General features: G+C 69.0%; 17 protein-coding genes. 6 read left to right on the top strand and 11 right to left on the bottom strand.

The window, feature by feature from the left end:
• The first annotated feature begins 8 nt into the window (after nt 1–8).
• From Q331_RS0110465 to Q331_RS0110455, 3 genes are all read left to right on the top strand, one after another.
• Nucleotides 9–689 (top strand): response regulator transcription factor, encoded by a 681-nt coding sequence (locus tag Q331_RS0110465; protein WP_026380641.1) that lies wholly within the window; start codon nt 9–11, stop codon nt 687–689.
• A 65-nt stretch (nt 690–754) separates the two neighbouring features.
• Nucleotides 755–2077, top strand: coding sequence for a sensor histidine kinase (locus Q331_RS0110460; protein ID WP_084174979.1), 1323 nt, complete (start codon nt 755–757; stop codon nt 2075–2077).
• Nucleotides 2074–3174, top strand: a complete 1101-nt coding sequence (locus Q331_RS0110455) for an ABC transporter substrate-binding protein (RefSeq protein WP_026380639.1) — start codon at nt 2074–2076, stop codon at nt 3172–3174. Before Q331_RS0110460 ends, Q331_RS0110455 begins: the two co-directional genes overlap by 4 nt.
• Before the next feature lie 21 nt (nt 3175–3195).
• Here the strand turns inward: Q331_RS0110455 and Q331_RS0110450 are convergent, their stop codons facing one another.
• The 4 genes from Q331_RS0110450 to Q331_RS21070 are packed head-to-tail and all read right to left on the bottom strand — an operon-like array spanning nt 3196 to nt 5070.
• Nucleotides 3196–3840 carry a 5-formyltetrahydrofolate cyclo-ligase gene (locus tag Q331_RS0110450; RefSeq protein WP_026380638.1) on the bottom strand — a complete coding sequence of 215 codons (645 nt, stop codon included), beginning with the start codon at nt 3838–3840 and terminating at the stop codon, nt 3196–3198.
• The gene (locus Q331_RS0110445) at nt 3837–4223 is read right to left on the bottom strand and encodes a DUF488 domain-containing protein (RefSeq protein WP_026380637.1); all 387 of its coding nucleotides are present in this window, start codon (nt 4221–4223) and stop codon (nt 3837–3839) included. The genes Q331_RS0110450 and Q331_RS0110445 overlap by 4 nt, the downstream gene beginning before the upstream one ends.
• Nucleotides 4220–4582 carry a carboxymuconolactone decarboxylase family protein gene (locus Q331_RS0110440; RefSeq protein WP_051631013.1) on the bottom strand — a complete coding sequence of 121 codons (363 nt, stop codon included), beginning with the start codon at nt 4580–4582 and terminating at the stop codon, nt 4220–4222. Before Q331_RS0110440 ends, Q331_RS0110445 begins: the two co-directional genes overlap by 4 nt.
• Nucleotides 4579–5070, bottom strand: a complete 492-nt coding sequence (locus tag Q331_RS21070; protein ID WP_245615602.1) for a group III truncated hemoglobin — start codon at nt 5068–5070, stop codon at nt 4579–4581. The genes Q331_RS0110440 and Q331_RS21070 overlap by 4 nt, the downstream gene beginning before the upstream one ends.
• A gap of 84 nt (nt 5071–5154) precedes the next feature.
• Here Q331_RS21070 and Q331_RS0110430 point away from each other — a divergent pair, with 84 nt between their 5' ends.
• The 3 genes from Q331_RS0110430 to Q331_RS21065 are packed head-to-tail and all read left to right on the top strand — an operon-like array spanning nt 5155 to nt 6117.
• Nucleotides 5155–5586 (top strand): RrF2 family transcriptional regulator, encoded by a 432-nt coding sequence (locus Q331_RS0110430; RefSeq protein ID WP_026380635.1) that lies wholly within the window; start codon nt 5155–5157, stop codon nt 5584–5586.
• A gap of 28 nt (nt 5587–5614) precedes the next feature.
• Entirely contained in the window at nt 5615–5848 is a 234-nt protein-coding gene (locus Q331_RS0110425) for a hexameric tyrosine-coordinated heme protein (RefSeq protein WP_026380634.1), read from the top strand.
• On the top strand, nt 5845–6117 hold the full coding sequence (locus Q331_RS21065) for a DUF6522 family protein (RefSeq protein ID WP_051631011.1): 273 nt from the start codon (nt 5845–5847) through the stop codon (nt 6115–6117). The genes Q331_RS0110425 and Q331_RS21065 overlap by 4 nt, the downstream gene beginning before the upstream one ends.
• 281 nt (nt 6118–6398) lie before the next feature.
• Here Q331_RS21065 and Q331_RS21060 read toward each other — a convergent pair whose 3' ends face one another.
• The 7 genes from Q331_RS21060 to aliB all read right to left on the bottom strand — a co-directional run bounded on the left by Q331_RS21060 (nt 6399) and on the right by aliB (nt 15063).
• Nucleotides 6399–6848: an acyl-CoA thioesterase gene (locus tag Q331_RS21060; RefSeq protein WP_051631009.1), complete on the bottom strand. Its 450-nt coding sequence runs from the start codon at nt 6846–6848 to the stop codon at nt 6399–6401.
• A 118-nt stretch (nt 6849–6966) separates the two neighbouring features.
• Nucleotides 6967–8154 carry an acyl-CoA dehydrogenase gene (locus Q331_RS0110410; RefSeq protein WP_026380633.1) on the bottom strand — a complete coding sequence of 396 codons (1188 nt, stop codon included), beginning with the start codon at nt 8152–8154 and terminating at the stop codon, nt 6967–6969.
• A 25-nt stretch (nt 8155–8179) separates the two neighbouring features.
• Nucleotides 8180–9385 carry a 3-oxoadipyl-CoA thiolase gene (gene pcaF / locus Q331_RS0110405; protein WP_026380632.1) on the bottom strand — a complete coding sequence of 402 codons (1206 nt, stop codon included), beginning with the start codon at nt 9383–9385 and terminating at the stop codon, nt 8180–8182.
• Complete coding sequence (locus Q331_RS21055) at nt 9382–11472, bottom strand: 3-hydroxyacyl-CoA dehydrogenase NAD-binding domain-containing protein (RefSeq protein ID WP_034491801.1); 2091 nt, start codon at nt 11470–11472, stop codon at nt 9382–9384. Before Q331_RS21055 ends, pcaF begins: the two co-directional genes overlap by 4 nt.
• Nucleotides 11473–11485: 13 nt before the next feature.
• Nucleotides 11486–12250, bottom strand: coding sequence for an SDR family NAD(P)-dependent oxidoreductase (locus tag Q331_RS0110395; RefSeq protein ID WP_026380631.1), 765 nt, complete (start codon nt 12248–12250; stop codon nt 11486–11488).
• Nucleotides 12247–13878, bottom strand: coding sequence for a cyclohexanecarboxylate-CoA ligase (gene aliA / locus Q331_RS0110390; RefSeq protein WP_026380630.1), 1632 nt, complete (start codon nt 13876–13878; stop codon nt 12247–12249). Before aliA ends, Q331_RS0110395 begins: the two co-directional genes overlap by 4 nt.
• A 27-nt stretch (nt 13879–13905) precedes the next feature.
• Complete coding sequence (gene aliB / locus Q331_RS0110385; RefSeq protein WP_026380629.1) at nt 13906–15063, bottom strand: cyclohexanecarboxyl-CoA dehydrogenase; 1158 nt, start codon at nt 15061–15063, stop codon at nt 13906–13908.
• Between the last annotated feature and the right edge of the window lie 18 nt (nt 15064–15081).

The raw sequence follows: 15081 nt of genomic DNA, 5'->3' as shown, positions 1-15081 counted from the left end.
GCTCCCGCGTGCGTTTGCTTGTCATCGAGGACACGCTGGACGTCGCCGACGCGATCGCCTCCAGCCTTTCCCGCCAGGGCATGGCGGTCGATCAGGCGGCGAGCCTGGCGGAGGCCTTCGCGCTTCTGGAGGAGGTGACCTACGATGTCGTGGTGCTCGACATGAACCTGCCCGACGGCTCGGGCAGCGACATCCTCGCCTGGCTGCGCCGCCAGCGCCGGGTGACGGGCGTCCTCGTCGTCACGGCGCGCTTTGCCGTGGAGGAGCGGGTGAAAGCGCTCGACGGCGGCGCCGACGATTATCTCGTCAAGCCCTTCGACTTGCGCGAGCTGCAGGCGCGCGTGCGCGCCCTTGCCCGCCGTCCCGCCGTGCCGGAGCGGCGCGGCATCCTGGAATATGGCGACCTTGCCTTCGATCCCGCCGAACGCGCCCTCACCGTCGCCGGCGCGCCCGTGGCGTTGACCCCGCGCGAGCTCAGCCTGCTTGAAGTGCTTCTGTTGCATCGCGGCCGCGTCGTGCCCAAGGAGCGCATCTTCAGCCGCATGTTCGCCGCGGACGACGAAGAGGTCGGCCTCAACGCCGTGGAGACCTATGTCGCCCGCCTGCGTCGCAAGCTCGCCGGCAGCAGCGTCGCCATCAAGACCCTGCGCGGCCTGGGATACCAGCTTCTTGCCGGACCACAGGGCTGAGAGCGAGAGGCGGCCGGGCCTCGCTGACGACGCGGCTTGCCGCGGCGATCGCCGTCATCATCCTGATGAGCGGCCTCGCCGTCGCCTTCGCCGCCCTCGCCTATGGCAGGCAGGCGGCCCAGCAGGCCTATGACCGGCTACTCATCGGCGCCGCCGGGCAGATCGCCGGCGCCGTCTCCATTCGCGACGGCGAGGTCGTCGTCGATATCCCGGCCTCCGCCTTCGACTTGTTGGCGCTGGCGCGCGAGGACCGGGTCGTCTACGCCGTCTTCGGCCCCGACGGAACGCTTCTCACCGGCTATGACGAGCTTCAGCGTCCCGAGGCGGCGGAGGACGTCGCCTTCGCCCATGCCAGCTTCGCCGGCGAGCCCGTCCGCCTTGTCGCGCTGAAGCGCCATTTCGCCGAGCGCGCTTTCCGCGGCACCGTCACCGTCGTCGTCGGCCAGACGCTGCGCGCCCGTTCCGAGCTCGCCTGGGATATCGCCGGCAGCGCTCTCGTCGTCGTCGCCGTGGCGGGTCTTCTGATGGTGGCGCTGGTCATCTTCGCCATCCGCTCCGCCCTTCTGCCGCTTCGCCGCATCGAGAACCTGCTGTCCAGCCGCGAGCCGCAGGACCTGACGCCGCTGCGTCTCGCCGTGCCCTCGGAGATCGGCCATTTGACCGCGGCCATCAACCGCTTCATGGCCCGCATCGACCGCCAGGTGACGGCGACGCGCGGCCTCATCGCCGATGCCTCGCACCAGCTGCGCACGCCGGTGACGGCGCTGCGCGCCCAGGCCGAGCTGGCCGCGGAGGAAAACGACCCGGAGCGCCAGCGCGCCATCGTCGCCCGCATCCACAAGCGCGCCGTCGGCCTTGGCCGCCTCACCGACCAGATTCTGAGCCACGCCATGATCATCCACCGCGCCGAGGCGGTGCCGCGCGAGAGCGTCGATCTGCGCCTTGTCGCCATGAAGGCGGTGGAGGAGACCGATGCGGGCGTTGAGGGAGCCGGCGCGCCGATCCGCCTCGATTTGCCGGAGGAGCCGGTTCTGTGCCGCGGCGACGAATTCTCCCTGGTGGAGGCGGTGAAGAACCTCCTCAACAACGCCTTGAAGCATGGCAGGCCGCCCGTCGATCTCAGCGCCGCGAACGAGGGCGAGCGGGCCCTCATCACCGTGCGAGATACCGGCGAGGGCCTGCCGCCGGAGGATTGGCAGGCCGCCAGCCGCCGCTTCTTCGACAGCGCCGGCGCCTCACCGAGCCAGGCCGGGCTCGGCCTTGCTATCGTCGGGGCCGTCGCCAAGGCCCATGGCGGCAGCCTCAAATTCGCCCGTCCGCCCGAGGGCGGCTTTGCGGCGAGCCTCGTCGTGCCGGCCGCACCGGCGGAGAAGAGCGAGAAAGCATGAGAACCTTGCCCGCCTTCCTTTTCCGGGCGGCCCTTTTCCTGACGGCGCTCCTTGCCGCCCCTCAGGCCCCCGCCGCCGAGCTCGTCCCGGAAGCGACGGCCGTCTTCGGCGCCCCGGCGGGCGGCGAGCGGCTGCTCATCAAGAGCACCACCGACGTCGCCGCCTTCCGCCCGGCGCTGGAAGCCTTCGCCGGCACCGTGCCGGGCCTCAGGATCGATTACGAGCAATGGGCCTCCAACGATCTTTACGCCGTCGCCGCGAAGGCCTGCGCACAGGCGCGGCCGGCGGCCGACCTTCTCGTCAGCTCCGCCGTCGATTTGCAGGTGAGGCTGGTCAACGACGGCTGCGCCCGGCCCCACCGCTCTGCCCTGACGGACCGCCTGCCGGAGGATCTCAACTGGCGCAGCGAGCTTTTCGGCGTCACCCGCGAGCTTGCCGTCATGGTCTACAACACGCGGCTCGTCCCGCCGCGCGAGGCGCCGCGCTCGCGCTTCGATCTCATCGACCTGTTGCGCCCGCCGGGCAGCAACTATGCCGGGCGCATCGCCACCTACGACATCGAGCAATCCGGCCTCGGCTATCTCTTCGCCTTCGTCGACGCCCAGCAGGCGACGACCTTCGGCGCCCTCAGCGAGGCGCTCGGCCGCTCCGGCGCCGTCGCCACCTGCTGCTCGGCGGAAATCATCGACGGCGTGGCGAGGGGCGACTACCTCATCGCCTATAACGTCCTAAGCTCCTACGCCCTGGCGCGGGCCGAAACGGACGAGCGTCTCGCCGTCGTCGCGCCGGAGGATTACACGCTGGTCCTGTCGCGCGCCGCCCTCATCCCGAAGGGCGCCGAAAACGCCTTCCGCGCCGCCGCCTTCATCGATTTCCTCCTCTCCCCGCCCGGCCGAAGCGCGCTTCAGGCGACGCATCTTCTGCCGCCCTCCGGCGCTACGGGCGACGCTGCGCTCGGCCTTTCAGATCCCGACGACGCCACCTTGCGCCCCATCGCCCTGTCGCCCTCCCTCCTCGTCGGCCTCGACCGGCACAAGCGCGCGCAGTTCATTCGCCTGTGGCGCCAGACCTTCCCCTGGCGGCTCGACCGCGACTGAGCCGCGCCGGCGCAAGAAGGTTCATGCTTGAGGGAAAGTGTTCTTGCGCTCCACCGCCAGGCCCGCCTCCGTCACGATGGCGTCCATGGGAATGTCGTGCGGCTGCGGGAATATCGTCGCAAGCCGCGCCGCCTGGAGCCCGACGCCGACGACGAAGGGGCGCGGCGAAAGGGCCGCCAGCGTGCGGTCGAAATAGCCGCCGCCATAGCCGAGCCGGTAGCCCGCCCCGTCCCAGCCGACGAGAGGCGCGAGCATCGCCTCCGGCACCAGCTCGCCCGCATCGGCGGGCGGCACCAGGATGTTCCAATGTCCGCGCTCCATGCGCATGCCGGGAAAATAGGCGCGGAAGCGGAGCGGCGCGGCGCGCTCCTCTACCACCGGCAGCGCCAGCCTGGCGCCTTCCGCCTGGAGCCTGGCGAGAAAGGCGCGCAGGTCGATTTCGCCCTTGATCGGCCAGTAGCCGGAGACGACGCGCCCCGCCATGGCGCCGAAGCGCCGCTGGAAAAGCGCGTGAAGATGCGCCGCCAGCGCCTCTCCCGCCGCCTGCCGCGCCGCCGCGGGAAGTTCAAGACGCTCCGCCCGCAGCCGGGACCGCTCGCCGTGGCGCCAGCGTGCAACCTCATCCCAGGCGCCCGAAGGAACGCCCGCCCCTGCCTTGGCCGTCATCGCCGCGCCTCCGCCTCGCCCTTCAGCTTCCGCGCCAGGTAATCGCGCAGCGCCACCGCCTGGTTGTGCTCCCGGTCCTTGGCGCCGAAGAGGAGCGTCACCCGCCCCTCACGGCACCAGGCAAGACAGCGCTCCACCGCCTCGGGCCTCTCCTCGAGCTCCGCCTCGTAGCGGGCGCGAAACGCCGCCCATTTCTTCGCATCGTGGGCGAACCATCGGCGCAGTTCCGCGCTCGGCGCCGCCTCCTTGATCCAATCGTCACAGGAGAGCTTCTCCTTGGAAAGGCCGCGCGGCCAGATGCGGTCGACGAGAAGGCGCGCCCCCTCGCCCTTTTGCGGCGGATCGTAGGCGCGGGCGAGCCCGATGCCGGCCCCGCCGCTCATCGCCCCGTCTCGTCTCCCAAAATCTCCAGCGTCTTCACCGAATGGGCGAAGGCGGCGCCGGCGCGCATCTCCGCCGCCACCCAGATCGCCTCCATGATCTCCTCCGCGCTGGCGCCGGCGCGGCGGGCGGCCTTCACATGGCCCTCGATGCACCAGGGGCATTGCGTGACATGCGCCACGGCGACGGCGATGAGCTGCTTGGCGCGCCCGCTAAGCGCCCCCTCGGCGAAGACCGCCTTGGAGAAGGCCTTAAAGGCCGCGTCCGGCTCCGGGGCGAGCGCCTTGCGCTGTTCCGCATGGGCCCGGCTCGCTCTTGGAAAGCGGATGTCTTGCGCCCGCGGCGCATCCTCTTGGCTCATCGTCTCGTCCTTTCGTTTGCGGCGGCGGGTGGCGCGAGGGGCTCCGTTCCCGCGGGCTCGCTGCCCGCACGTTCGATCGCCAGAAACAGCGAGCGGGCGATGCGCTCCGCGCGCTCAATAAGATGCGCCGCGCCTTCGGGCGGGCAGGTCTGCCTCGCCGTCTCCGCGAAAAGGTCGAGCCAGCGGCGAAAATGCGCCCATTCGACGGGAAGGCCGGCATGCCTTGTCACCGGCGAGCCGTGATAGCGCCCGCTCATCAGCGCCACGGAGGACCAGAAATCCACCATCTTGGAAAGATGCGGCGGCCAGTCGGCGATGCGCTCGGCGAAGATCGGCCCGAGCGCCGCATCGTCCCGCACCTTGGCGTAGAAGCGGTGGACGAGCGCTTCGATCCGCGCCTCGCTGAGCCCCGCAGAGGCGGCAAGCTCGGCGCTCTTTTGCGGCCGCGCGGGGCGGATGGAGAGAGCTTTGGTGGCGGGCTGCGTCACGGCGTCCTCGCAGAAAGGCTTGCCTTTTTCTCTAGGCTGGTTAATTGGTATTGTAAATACCAATTCAGGAGAAAACCCTCGGCGATGCGCCTCACCTCCTTCACCGATTACGGCCTCAGGGCGCTGATGCGCATGGCGAGCCGCCCGGGCGCGGCCTTTTCCACGGCCGATCTCGCCGCCGAGTTCGGCCTGTCGCGCCATCACCTGGCGAAGATCATGCAGAGGCTGGCGAACGGCGGCATTGTCGCCACCAGGCGCGGCGGCGGCGGCGGCGCGGTACTGGCCCGCCCGCCAGGCGAGATCCGCCTCGGCGAGGTCGTGCGCCTTCTGGAGGAAGGCCAGGCGCTGGTGGAATGCTTTGCGCCAGGCAACAGCGCCTGCACGATTGCCGGCTGCTGCCGGCTGAAAGCGCGCCTGCGGACTGCCGAAGCCGCGTTTTTTGCCGAGCTGGATCGCACGACGCTTGCCGATATCACCCTTCCCGCTTCCGGCCGACTGCCCGCCTTTCCGGCCTGAGCGCGGTAATTCACGACAGGAGAGACCGATGGAGAACTGGCTGCCGACGCTGATCACCGCAACGCCCGCCGAAGGCTATGATCTTGCCGTCAAGCTTGCGCGTGTGGCGGTGAAGATGACGCAGCCCGACACCGCTGTGCGCGAGCGGCTGCGCCCCGTCTATGCCGAGGACGCCGATTCGCTTACCGCCGCGAGCCATGTCGTGGCCGTGCATTTCGCCACGGTCGCCGCAGCGAACAACTATTGGCGGGAGGCCAGATGAGCGCCGTCACCGTCAATGCCGACGGTTTCGTCGTGCCGGCGGAGCTGATCGCGCGTGCCTTTCGCCTCGATCCCGCCTCGGTGCCGCAGCTCATGCGCGAGGGTATCATCACCAGCCGCTGCGAAGAGGGAATAGCCGCCGATGCCGGCCGCTTCCGCCTGACCTTCTTCCATGCCGGCAGGGCCCTGCGCCTCATCGTCGACAAAGACGGCCGCATCCTCTCTGAGACACGCCACGCCCTGCGCTCGCCGCAAGCGGCCAAGGATTGAGGCGCACGCCGCGCCAGCCCGGAAGACGTCCGCGGCGGCGGGCGCAACGTGCATGACCGCGGTCCGTCCCCGCGCGTGCGGGGAGCGCATTGCAAGACGGGCTGTTGCGCAAGAGCGCGTGACCGGCTGGCGTCTTGCTCCAGAACGCGATGTTCTCCGGCCAATCCTCCGTGAGGCGCAAATCCCGCCCCCCGCTTGCTCCCTTGTCGCAGAAAGTCAGGCCGCTCCTGCCACTCCGGGCAAGAAGGCCGGCGCCGGCAGCATGTCGGCGAGCCTGCTCTTCAGCCAGTGATCAGCTCGCAGCGGCGGCGCTCCGCCTCAAACGCCTCCCTGATCCATCGCGGAGGCGCCGCCTTCTGCAGCGTCTGGCGGTCCGCGAAGACCGCCACCAGGGAGGCGGTGAAGCAATGCGTTCCGCTCTGGTATCCGTCCACCCGGAAGCCGAGCGAGGTGCGCCCGAAATGTGTCAGCACAACATCGCAGTTCAGGCTGTCACGCCCTGTCACCGGCGCCTTGAACTGCGTGTCGAGATTGACGAAGGGCGTGCCGATCTGGTGGTCGAGGTTGAGCTCAAACCAGCTTTGGCCGCCGAGAATGGCGGCAAAATAGCGCTCCACGGCCAGGAGCGCGAAATTGACGATGCTCCCAGTATAGACGATCCCCGCAGGATCGCAGTCCCCGAAAGTGACGTTCTGCACGAACCGAAGCGGCCGTTCGGAGCTGTCCGGCATGGCTCTTCACCCCCCTTCTTTCACACAGCTTGCGGCGCCTTTGCCGGTTGCTGCCGGCTGGCGCCGAAGCGGCCGGCCGTCCTGCGCGGCGGCCTGCATCGGCCTTGCCGCCCCTCTCTCAACAGAAAGCCTGCATCCCGGTCTGGGCGCGGCCGAGGATGAGGGCGTGGACGTCGTGGGTACCCTCATAGGTATTGACGGTCTCCAGGTTGAGCATGTGCCGCATCACCGGGAACTCGTCGCTGATGCCGTTGCCGCCGTGCATGTCCCGCGCCAGGCGGGCGATATCCAGGGCTTTGCCGCAATTGTTGCGCTTGATGAGGGAAATCACCTCCGGGCCCGCGCGCCCCCCCTCCAACAGGCGCCCGACGCGCAGGCAAGCCTGAAGGCCGAGCGCGATCTCCGTCTGCATGTCGGCGAGCTTGCGTTGGTAGAGCTGCGTCTGGGCGAGCGGCCGGCCGAATTGCTTGCGGTCGAGACCGTATTGCCGGGCGGCATGCCAGCACGTCTCGGCCGCACCCATCGTCCCCCAGGCGATGCCGTAGCGCGCGCGGTTGAGACAGCCGAACGGCCCGGAAAGCCCCTCCGCATGCGGCAGCAGGGCTGCCTCGCTGACCTCCACCTCGTCCATGACGATCTCGCCGGTGACGGAGCTGCGCAAGGAGAGCTTGCCGTCGATCTTGGGGGCGGAGAGGCCCTTCATGCCCTTTTCCAGGATGAAGCCGCGGACCTTGCCGCCATGGTTCTGCGACTTCGCCCAAACGACGAAAACGTCGGCGAGCGGGCTGTTGGAGATCCAGGTCTTGGCGCCGTTCAGCACATAGCCGCCATCGATGCGCTTGGCCGTGGCCTTCATGCCACCCGGATCGCTGCCGGCGTCCGGCTCGGTAAGGCCGAAGCAGCCGATCCAAGCGCCGCTGGCGAGCTTCGGCAAGTACCTGCGGCGCTGTTCCTCGCTGCCATAGGCATGGATCGGGTGGATGACGAGGCTCGCCTGCACGCTCATCATGGAGCGATAGCCGGAATCGACGCGCTCGATCTCGCGCGCCACCAGGCCGTAAGACACGTAATCGGCGCCGGTGCCGCCATATTCCTCCGGCAGGGTGACGCCGAGAAGACCGAGAGCGCCCATCTCGGCAAAGATCGCCGGCTCGCTCCTTTCCTCGCGGAACGCCTGGCGAGCGCGCGGCAGGAGGCTCTCCGCGGCATAGCTGCGCGCCGTATCGCGGATCATCCGCTCCTCCTCGCAGAGCTGGTCCTCCAGGAGGAAGGGATCGTCCCAGGCGAAATGGTATCTGTCGCTCATCGTCTCGCTCTTGCTCCCCTCTCCTTCAGGCCCGTTCCAACAGCACCGCGGCGCCCTGCCCGACGCCCACGCACATGGCGGCCATGGCGTAGCGTCCTTCGCCGCGCGCCAGCTCCAACGCTGCCGTTCCGGCGATGCGCGCACCCGACATGCCGAGCGGATGACCGAGCGCGATGGCGCCGCCATTGGGATTGACCCGCCGATCGTCATCGGCGATGCCGAGGTCGCGCAGACAGGCGAGCGCCTGGCTGGCAAAGGCCTCGTTGAGCTCCAGCACCGACAGGGCGCCGACATCGACGCCGGTCAGTGCGCAGAGCTTGCGGATCGCCGGCACCGGCCCGTAACCCATGATGCGCGGCGCAACGCCGGCGGAGGCGGCCGCGACGACGCGGGCGAGAGGGCGCAGGCCGTGCCGGCGCGCAGCCTCCGCCGAGGCGACGATCATTGCCGCCGCCCCGTCGTTCACGCCCGAGGCGTTGCCTGCCGTCACCGTCCCGCCCGGGCGGGTGATGGGGGCGAGCGCCGCCAGCTTCTCCATGCTGGTGCCGGGCCGCGGATGCTCGTCGGCACAGACCTCAGCACTCCGGCCACGCCCGAGCGGCACAACGACCGGCACGATTTCCTCGGCGAGCCGGCCGGACTTGATAGCCTCGCCCGCCCGTTGCTGCGAGCGCAGGGCGAAAGCGTCCTGGTCGGCGCGATCGATGGTGTAATCCTCCGCCACGTTCTCGGCGGTCTCGGGCATGGCATGCGTGCCGTAGCGCGCCGCCATCTGCGGATTGACGAAACGCCAGCCGATGGTGGTGTCGTGGATTTCGCTCGCGCGCGAGAAGGCGGTGGCAGCCTTCGGCAGGACGAAGGGGGCGCGGGTCATGCTCTCCACCCCGCCGGCGATGGCAAGGGCGATATCGCCGGCGCGGATCGATCGCGCCGCCGCCGCGACCGCCTCCAGGCCGGAGGCGCAAAGCCGGTTGACGGTGACCGCCGGTACGGTCTCCGGCAGGCCGGACAGAAGCACGGCCATGCGCGCCACGTTGCGGTTGTCCTCGCCTGCCTGGTTGGCGCAGCCGAGCCAGACCTCCTCGACACCCGCCGGATCCAAGCCCGGATTGCGGCTTTGCAGCGCCGTCAGCGGATGGGCGGCCAGATCGTCGGCGCGCACCGCCGCCAGCGCGCCGCCATAGCGCCCGATCGGGCTCCGCACGTAGTCGCAGATGAAGGCGTCGCTCATGCCGCACCCCCTCCTTGCGCCGAGTTCAGACTGTCGAAAGTGCCGCCCTCGCGTGCAAGGCGGCACAACAGATCGGGCGGCGAACAGGAGCGGCCGTCCGCCTCGCGCAGCGTCTCGATGTGGCGCAGCAATGCGGCAGGGCCGACCGTGTCGGCATGATGCATCAGCCCCCCCCGCCAGCGCGGAAAGGCGTAGCCGTGGATCATCACCAGATCGATGTCGGCGGGCCGGGCCGCGATGCCTTCCTCCAGGATGCGGCACGCCTCCTCGACCATGGCGGCGATGGCGCGCTCCACGATCTCCCCCGCCTCGAAAGCACGGCGTTCCACGCCCTGCCGCTCGGCCGTATCGAGGATGAGCGCCTCTGTCGCCGGCGACGGCTTGGCGCCCGCGCCTTCCTCGTAATCGTACCAGCCAGCGCCGGTCTTGCGCCCAAGGCGGCCAAGCTCCTCCACCATGCGGTCGGCGATCGGCACGTAGCGGATGCCGGGCTGCTCGCTGAGGCGCAGCCGCTTGCGATTGGCGTAGGAGATGTCGAGACCGGCAAGGTCCTGCACCTCGTAGGGTCCCATGGCAAAGCCGAAGCCGCGCATCGCGGCGTCGATCTGCCCGGGCAGCGCCCCCTCCAGCATGATGACGTCCGTCGCCTGGCGGTAGCGCGTCAGGATGCGGTTGCCGATGAACCCGTCGCAGATGCCGGCGAGCACCGGGATCTTGCCCAGCCGCCGGGCAAGGCGCAGCGCCGTTGCCAGCGTGCTCTCGCTGGTATGGGCGCCGCGCACCACTTCCAGAAGCTTCATGATATGCGCCGGGCTGAAGAAGTGCAGGCTGAGCGTGCGCTCCGGCCGGCTTACGTCCTCGGCGATGCGGTTGACGTCAAGAAACGAGGTGTTTGTGGCCAGAACCGCCGAGGGCGGCAGGGCCGCGTCGAGGGCGGCGAACACGGCCCTCTTGACCGGCAAATCCTCGAAAGCCGCCTCGATGGCGATCTCGGCCGGCGGCAGGCTGTCGTAGCCGACGGCGAAAGACAGCTTCTGCGCCATGTCGGCCGCCGCCGCCTCCGCGCTCATCCGGCCGCGCCGCACCGCTTCGTCGTAGAGCCGGGCGACGTTGGCGCGGGCGCGCGCCGCCCCTTGCGGATCGGCCTCCACCACCGTCGCGCCAACGCCGATCCCCGCAAGCGCATAGGCGATGCCAGCGCCCATCGTACCACCGCCGACGACGACGGCTCGGGTGATCTCGGTGGGCTCGGCGGCAATGCGGCGCAAAAGGCCCTGCGCGGCGCGCTCGGCGAAGAATACGTGGCGCAAGGCGCGAGCCTGGGCACTGCCGCGAAGAGCAAGGAACGCCTCGCGCTCGGCCGCCAGGCCTTGCTCCAGCGTCAGACGCGTCGAGGCTTCGACGAGATCGATCCCCCTTTGCGGCGCGTCCTGACTCGCCATTCGCCGGGCCGCATTTCGCCGGGCGGCTTCAACCGCTGCGGGATCGGGCGCAGGGCGTTCCCGCTCGCCAGGCGCGAGCACCGCCTCCACTTGCCGTCGATCGAGCGCAAGCGCTGCCGCGACCGGATCGTCCGACAGCCCCTCCACCAGGCCGAGCCTCTCGGCCTCGGCCGCCTCTATCGCCCTACCGCTGGAAACCAGGTCCAGCGCAGCGGCCACGCCGATCAGCCGAGGCAGGCGCTGCGTCCCGCCGGCGCCCGGCACGATGCCGAGCGTCACCTCCGGCAGGCCAAGGCGCACGCCGGGCGCGGCGACCCGCCAGCGACAGGCAAGCGCCAACTCCAACCCGCCGCCCAGCGCCGTGCCGTTGATCGCCGCAACACAGGGTACGGCAAAGCCCTCGATCCGACGTAGAATGTCCGGAAGATGCGGGGGCTTCGGCGCGGCGCCGAACTCGCGGGCGTCGGCGCCGGCGGAAAAGCTCGTCCCTGATCCTGTCAAGACGACACGCCAGACCCCTGCGGCCTCGGCGCGGTCGAGCGCCTGCATCAGCCCGGCGCGAACCGAAGCGCCAAGCACATTGACCGGCGCGTTGTCGATCGAAATCACCGCCGCGCCTTCACGCAACTCCAAACGGACCGTCATCGTTTCTCCCCAGTCAAAGATGCGGATGGATGCCACCGGAGACCGCCAGGATCTCGCCGGTGACGAAGCGCGCTTCCTCCGAAAGGAAATACGCCACCGCGGAGGCGATCTCCTCTGGTTCGGCCATACGCCGGTGGAAGGCGAGCGCGGTGAGGCGCGCCTGCTCCTCGGCGGGCATGCGCTCGGTGACGGAGGTGCGCGTCAGACCGGGCGCCACGCAATTGACGGTGACGTCGGGAGCGAACTCGGCTGCCAGGCTGCGGGTCAGCGAGGCGACCGCCGCTTTCGCCGCCGCGTAATCGGCCTGGCCGACCTCGCCGCCGAAGACGATGGAAGCGACATTGACCACCCGGCCGCCGCCCTGCTCCAACATGCCCGGAACCAGACGTTGCATCAGGTGGAACCCGCCCATCAGGTTGAGCTCGAAGGTTTGCCGCCATTGCTCCTCGCCAATCTGCAGGAACGGCGTGTAGAGCTGGCGCGACCGCAAGCCGCCGACGAGATTGACGAGAAGCTCTACCGGACCGAGTTCGGTCGCGGCCGCCTCGGCGAAGGCTGCGGCTTCCTCGCCCTTGGTGACATCGGCTCGCCTGGCAAGGATACGTGCCGCCGGAAAGGCGGCGTTGAGTTCGCGCACGGCTTCGTCGAGCCGCGTCTGCGAGATGTCCGTCAGGGCAAGCGCGGCCGCCCCGTCCTGGAGCAGGCGCCCGGCCACGGCAAAGCCCATCGGCCCGCCGCCGCCGGTGACGGCCGCAATGCTTCCGGCGAGCCGGCTCATTGGTCGAGTTCTTCGCGCAGCATCTGGCGCAAGGCGAATTTCTGGACCTTGCCCGAGGCCGTGGCCGGCAGTGCCTCGCGGATTTCCAACCTCTCCGGACGGTACTGCTTTGCCAGGCGCTGCTCCTCCAGGAAGGCCACCATCTCCTCGAAGGAGAAGCTCGCCCCCGGCTTCAGCGTGACGAAGGCACAAGCGCGTTCGCCAAGGCGCTCGTCAGGATAGCCGACGACGGCAACGCTGGCGACTGCCGGATGCTTGAAGAGCAGAGCCTCCACCTCCACGACCGGGATGTTCTCGGCGCCGCGGATGATGATGTCCTTGGAACGGCCGCAGATGCGGATATAGCCCGCCTCGTCCTGGCGCGCCCGGTCTCCGGTATCGAACCAGCCTTCCTTGTCGACATTGTTGAGATGCGGGCGCTTGAGGTAGCCGCCGAAATTGGAGCAGCCGCGCACGAAGAGATCGCCTTCCACGCCGGGGCCGACCGGGGCGCCGTCGGCTCCGCGGATCTGCACCTCCATCCCCGGCAGGGCGTAACCGTCGCTGGTGACCGGCCGCTCCGGCGGATCGTCCGGATTGATCATCGTGACGGCGCCGTTCTCCGTCATGCCCCAGGCCGAGACGATATTGGCGCCGAGTGCCTTGCGCGCCCGTTCCACGACGGGGCCGGGTATGGAGGTTCCGGCACACACAAAGTTGCGCAGGCTGGAGCTGTCGCCGCTCCCTTCCTCGACGGCGACCGACAAATCCATCAGGAAGGGCGTCGAGGCCATGGTGAAGGTGCAGCGCATCTCCTCCACCAGCTTGGCCGCCAGAGCCTTGTCCCAGCCATCCATCAGGACGGCGCCCGCCTTCAGTTGGATGGGCATGAGCAGGCCGTACATGAACCCGGTCTGATGCGCCATCGGCGAGGCCATCAACACCACGTCCTCGGCCCCGAGGCGCAGCCTATCGGCGAAAGGAACCAGGTTGGAGAACAGGGTGTTGGCCGTGTGCATGGCGCCTTTGGGCTCGCCTGTCGTGCCGGAGGTGAAGATGAGCTGGCACACCTCGTTGGGGCCGGCGCGGTGCTCCGTCAGCGGCTCCGCGTCGAAGGCGGGGTCGAGCAGCAGCCGCTCGAAGCTGTTCTCGCCTTCACCGCCGAGCACAATGACATGCTCAAGATCGGGCAGCTCGGAGCGCATGCCCTCGGCCATCTCCTCGTGGTCGAAGCTGCGGAAGAGGCGAGGCGTCACGAAGGCCTTGGCCCCGCCGTGCCGCAGCATGAACAGGAGCTCGCGTTCGCGGAAGATGTGCATCAACGGATTGAACACCGCGCCGAGGCGTGCGCAGGCCAGATAGGTGGCGACGAATTGCCAGTTATTGGGAAGCTGGCAGGCGACAACGTCGTTCCTGCCGATGCCCAGACGCGACAGGCCGACCGCAATCCGCCGCGTCAGGGCGTCGAGCTCGCGGTAGGTCAGATCGATGCGCTCGCCCGTCTCCACGACGACGCAGGTGAACGCCAGCTTGTCGGGAAACTCCGACAGGCAAGCGTCCAGATAGTCGTCGACCGTCTTGTCGTGCCAGAGGCCGCGCTCTGTCATGTCCTTGCGGCGTGGCTCGATCAGGATGGCGTCGAATTCCATTCTTCCCCCCAGTTGGTTTTCCGCAATTCAGGCGCCGACCGCTTGGCGGCCGGCGCGCTGACGCGCGAGGATCGTCTTCATGATGTTGGCGGTGCCATCGCCGATCTGCAGGCCCAGCACGTCGCGCAACCTCTGCTCGAAGGGCAGCTCGCCCGAATAGCCGTAATGGCCGTGCATCAGCAGACAGCAATGAACGGTCTCGTAGGCCAAAAGCGGCGGCCACCACTTGCTCATGGCGGCTTCGGCGGTATGCGCGGCGCCGTTGTCCCTCAGCCACAGCGCATGCAGACACAGCAGGCGCGCCGCCTGGACCTTTGTGTCGAAGGCGGCCAGTTGGTGGGAGACGCCCTGGAAGGCGGCGAGCGGCTGGCCGAAGGCCCGATGCTCGCCGACATGGGCCCAGGTCTCCTCGAGGCTCTGCTGGGCGACACCGATGCATTGCAGGCCGATGAGGGCGCGCGAGAAGTCAAAGCCCTGCATGACCTGCACGAAGCCGGCATTCTCGCTGCCGAGCAGGTTCTGCGCTGGCACGCGTACATTGTCGAAGAAGATCGAACCGCGGCCGATGGCGCGCTGGCCCATGCATTGAAAGCGTGTCGTGCTGATGCCCGGCAGATCCATCGGCACGAGGATGGCGGAGATGCCGCGCGCCTTGTCCTCCGATCTGCCGGTGCGCGCGAAAACGATCGCCGCGGCGGCCTGATCGGCGGCGGAGATGGAGGTCTTCTCCCCGTTGAGGACATATTCCTCGCCCTGCCGCTCCATGCGCAGCGCCAGAGCGGCAGCGTCGGAGCCGCCCTTCGGCTCGGTGAGCGCCAGGGCAATCACGATCTCGCCCGCCGTCACCCTGGGCAGCCATTGCCGGGCGACTTCCGGGCGCGCATGGGCGGCGAGGATTTGTCCGTTGAGCGAGGCCAGAAGGGGGATATAGCCGAAGCTGAAATCGGCGCGCGCCAACTCCTCGCAAACGACGCCCGAGCAGATCGCGCCGGCGCCGGAGCCGCCGAATGCCTCCGGCAGCTCCGGAGCGATCAGCCCGAGCTCGCCCAGCTCGCGAATGAGCTCCGGCTCGAACTTGCCGGCGCTTTCGCGCGCCCGATAGCCCGGCCGCAACCGCTCCATGCCGAATTTGCGCGCCACTTCGCGAATGGCCGAGAGCTCGTCGGTCTCATAGATGCTGTGCATGCTCTCGTCGCTTCCCTG

Origin of the sequence: Afifella pfennigii DSM 17143 (genome assembly GCF_000688515.1) — a bacterium.
In the GTDB taxonomy this organism is placed as follows: domain Bacteria; phylum Pseudomonadota; class Alphaproteobacteria; order Rhizobiales; family Afifellaceae; genus Afifella; species Afifella pfennigii.
Note: the sequence above shows the minus strand (reverse complement) of the source record. Positions and strands in the feature narration are given on the sequence as shown.

Excerpts from the sequence above, each read along its gene's own strand:
- Q331_RS0110440 (WP_051631013.1), bottom strand. The coding sequence starts at position 4,582 with ATGAGCCAAGAGGATGCGCCGCGGGCGCAAGACATCCGCTTTCCAAGA.
- Q331_RS0110430 (WP_026380635.1), top strand. The coding sequence starts at position 5,155 with ATGCGCCTCACCTCCTTCACCGATTACGGCCTCAGGGCGCTGATGCGC.
- Q331_RS21055 (WP_034491801.1), bottom strand. The coding sequence starts at position 11,472 with ATGACGGTCCGTTTGGAGTTGCGTGAAGGCGCGGCGGTGATTTCGATC.
- Q331_RS21065 (WP_051631011.1), top strand. The coding sequence starts at position 5,845 with ATGAGCGCCGTCACCGTCAATGCCGACGGTTTCGTCGTGCCGGCGGAG.
- Q331_RS0110425 (WP_026380634.1), top strand. The coding sequence starts at position 5,615 with ATGGAGAACTGGCTGCCGACGCTGATCACCGCAACGCCCGCCGAAGGC.
- Q331_RS0110455 (WP_026380639.1), top strand. The coding sequence starts at position 2,074 with ATGAGAACCTTGCCCGCCTTCCTTTTCCGGGCGGCCCTTTTCCTGACG.
- Q331_RS0110450 (WP_026380638.1), bottom strand. The coding sequence starts at position 3,840 with ATGACGGCCAAGGCAGGGGCGGGCGTTCCTTCGGGCGCCTGGGATGAG.
- Q331_RS0110410 (WP_026380633.1), bottom strand. The coding sequence starts at position 8,154 with ATGAGCGACAGATACCATTTCGCCTGGGACGATCCCTTCCTCCTGGAG.
- aliB (WP_026380629.1), bottom strand. The coding sequence starts at position 15,063 with ATGCACAGCATCTATGAGACCGACGAGCTCTCGGCCATTCGCGAAGTG.
- aliA (WP_026380630.1), bottom strand. The coding sequence starts at position 13,878 with ATGGAATTCGACGCCATCCTGATCGAGCCACGCCGCAAGGACATGACA.
- Q331_RS0110460 (WP_084174979.1), top strand. The coding sequence starts at position 755 with ATGAGCGGCCTCGCCGTCGCCTTCGCCGCCCTCGCCTATGGCAGGCAG.
- Q331_RS0110395 (WP_026380631.1), bottom strand. The coding sequence starts at position 12,250 with ATGAGCCGGCTCGCCGGAAGCATTGCGGCCGTCACCGGCGGCGGCGGG.
- pcaF (WP_026380632.1), bottom strand. The coding sequence starts at position 9,385 with ATGAGCGACGCCTTCATCTGCGACTACGTGCGGAGCCCGATCGGGCGC.
- Q331_RS21060 (WP_051631009.1), bottom strand. The coding sequence starts at position 6,848 with ATGCCGGACAGCTCCGAACGGCCGCTTCGGTTCGTGCAGAACGTCACT.
- Q331_RS0110445 (WP_026380637.1), bottom strand. The coding sequence starts at position 4,223 with ATGAGCGGCGGGGCCGGCATCGGGCTCGCCCGCGCCTACGATCCGCCG.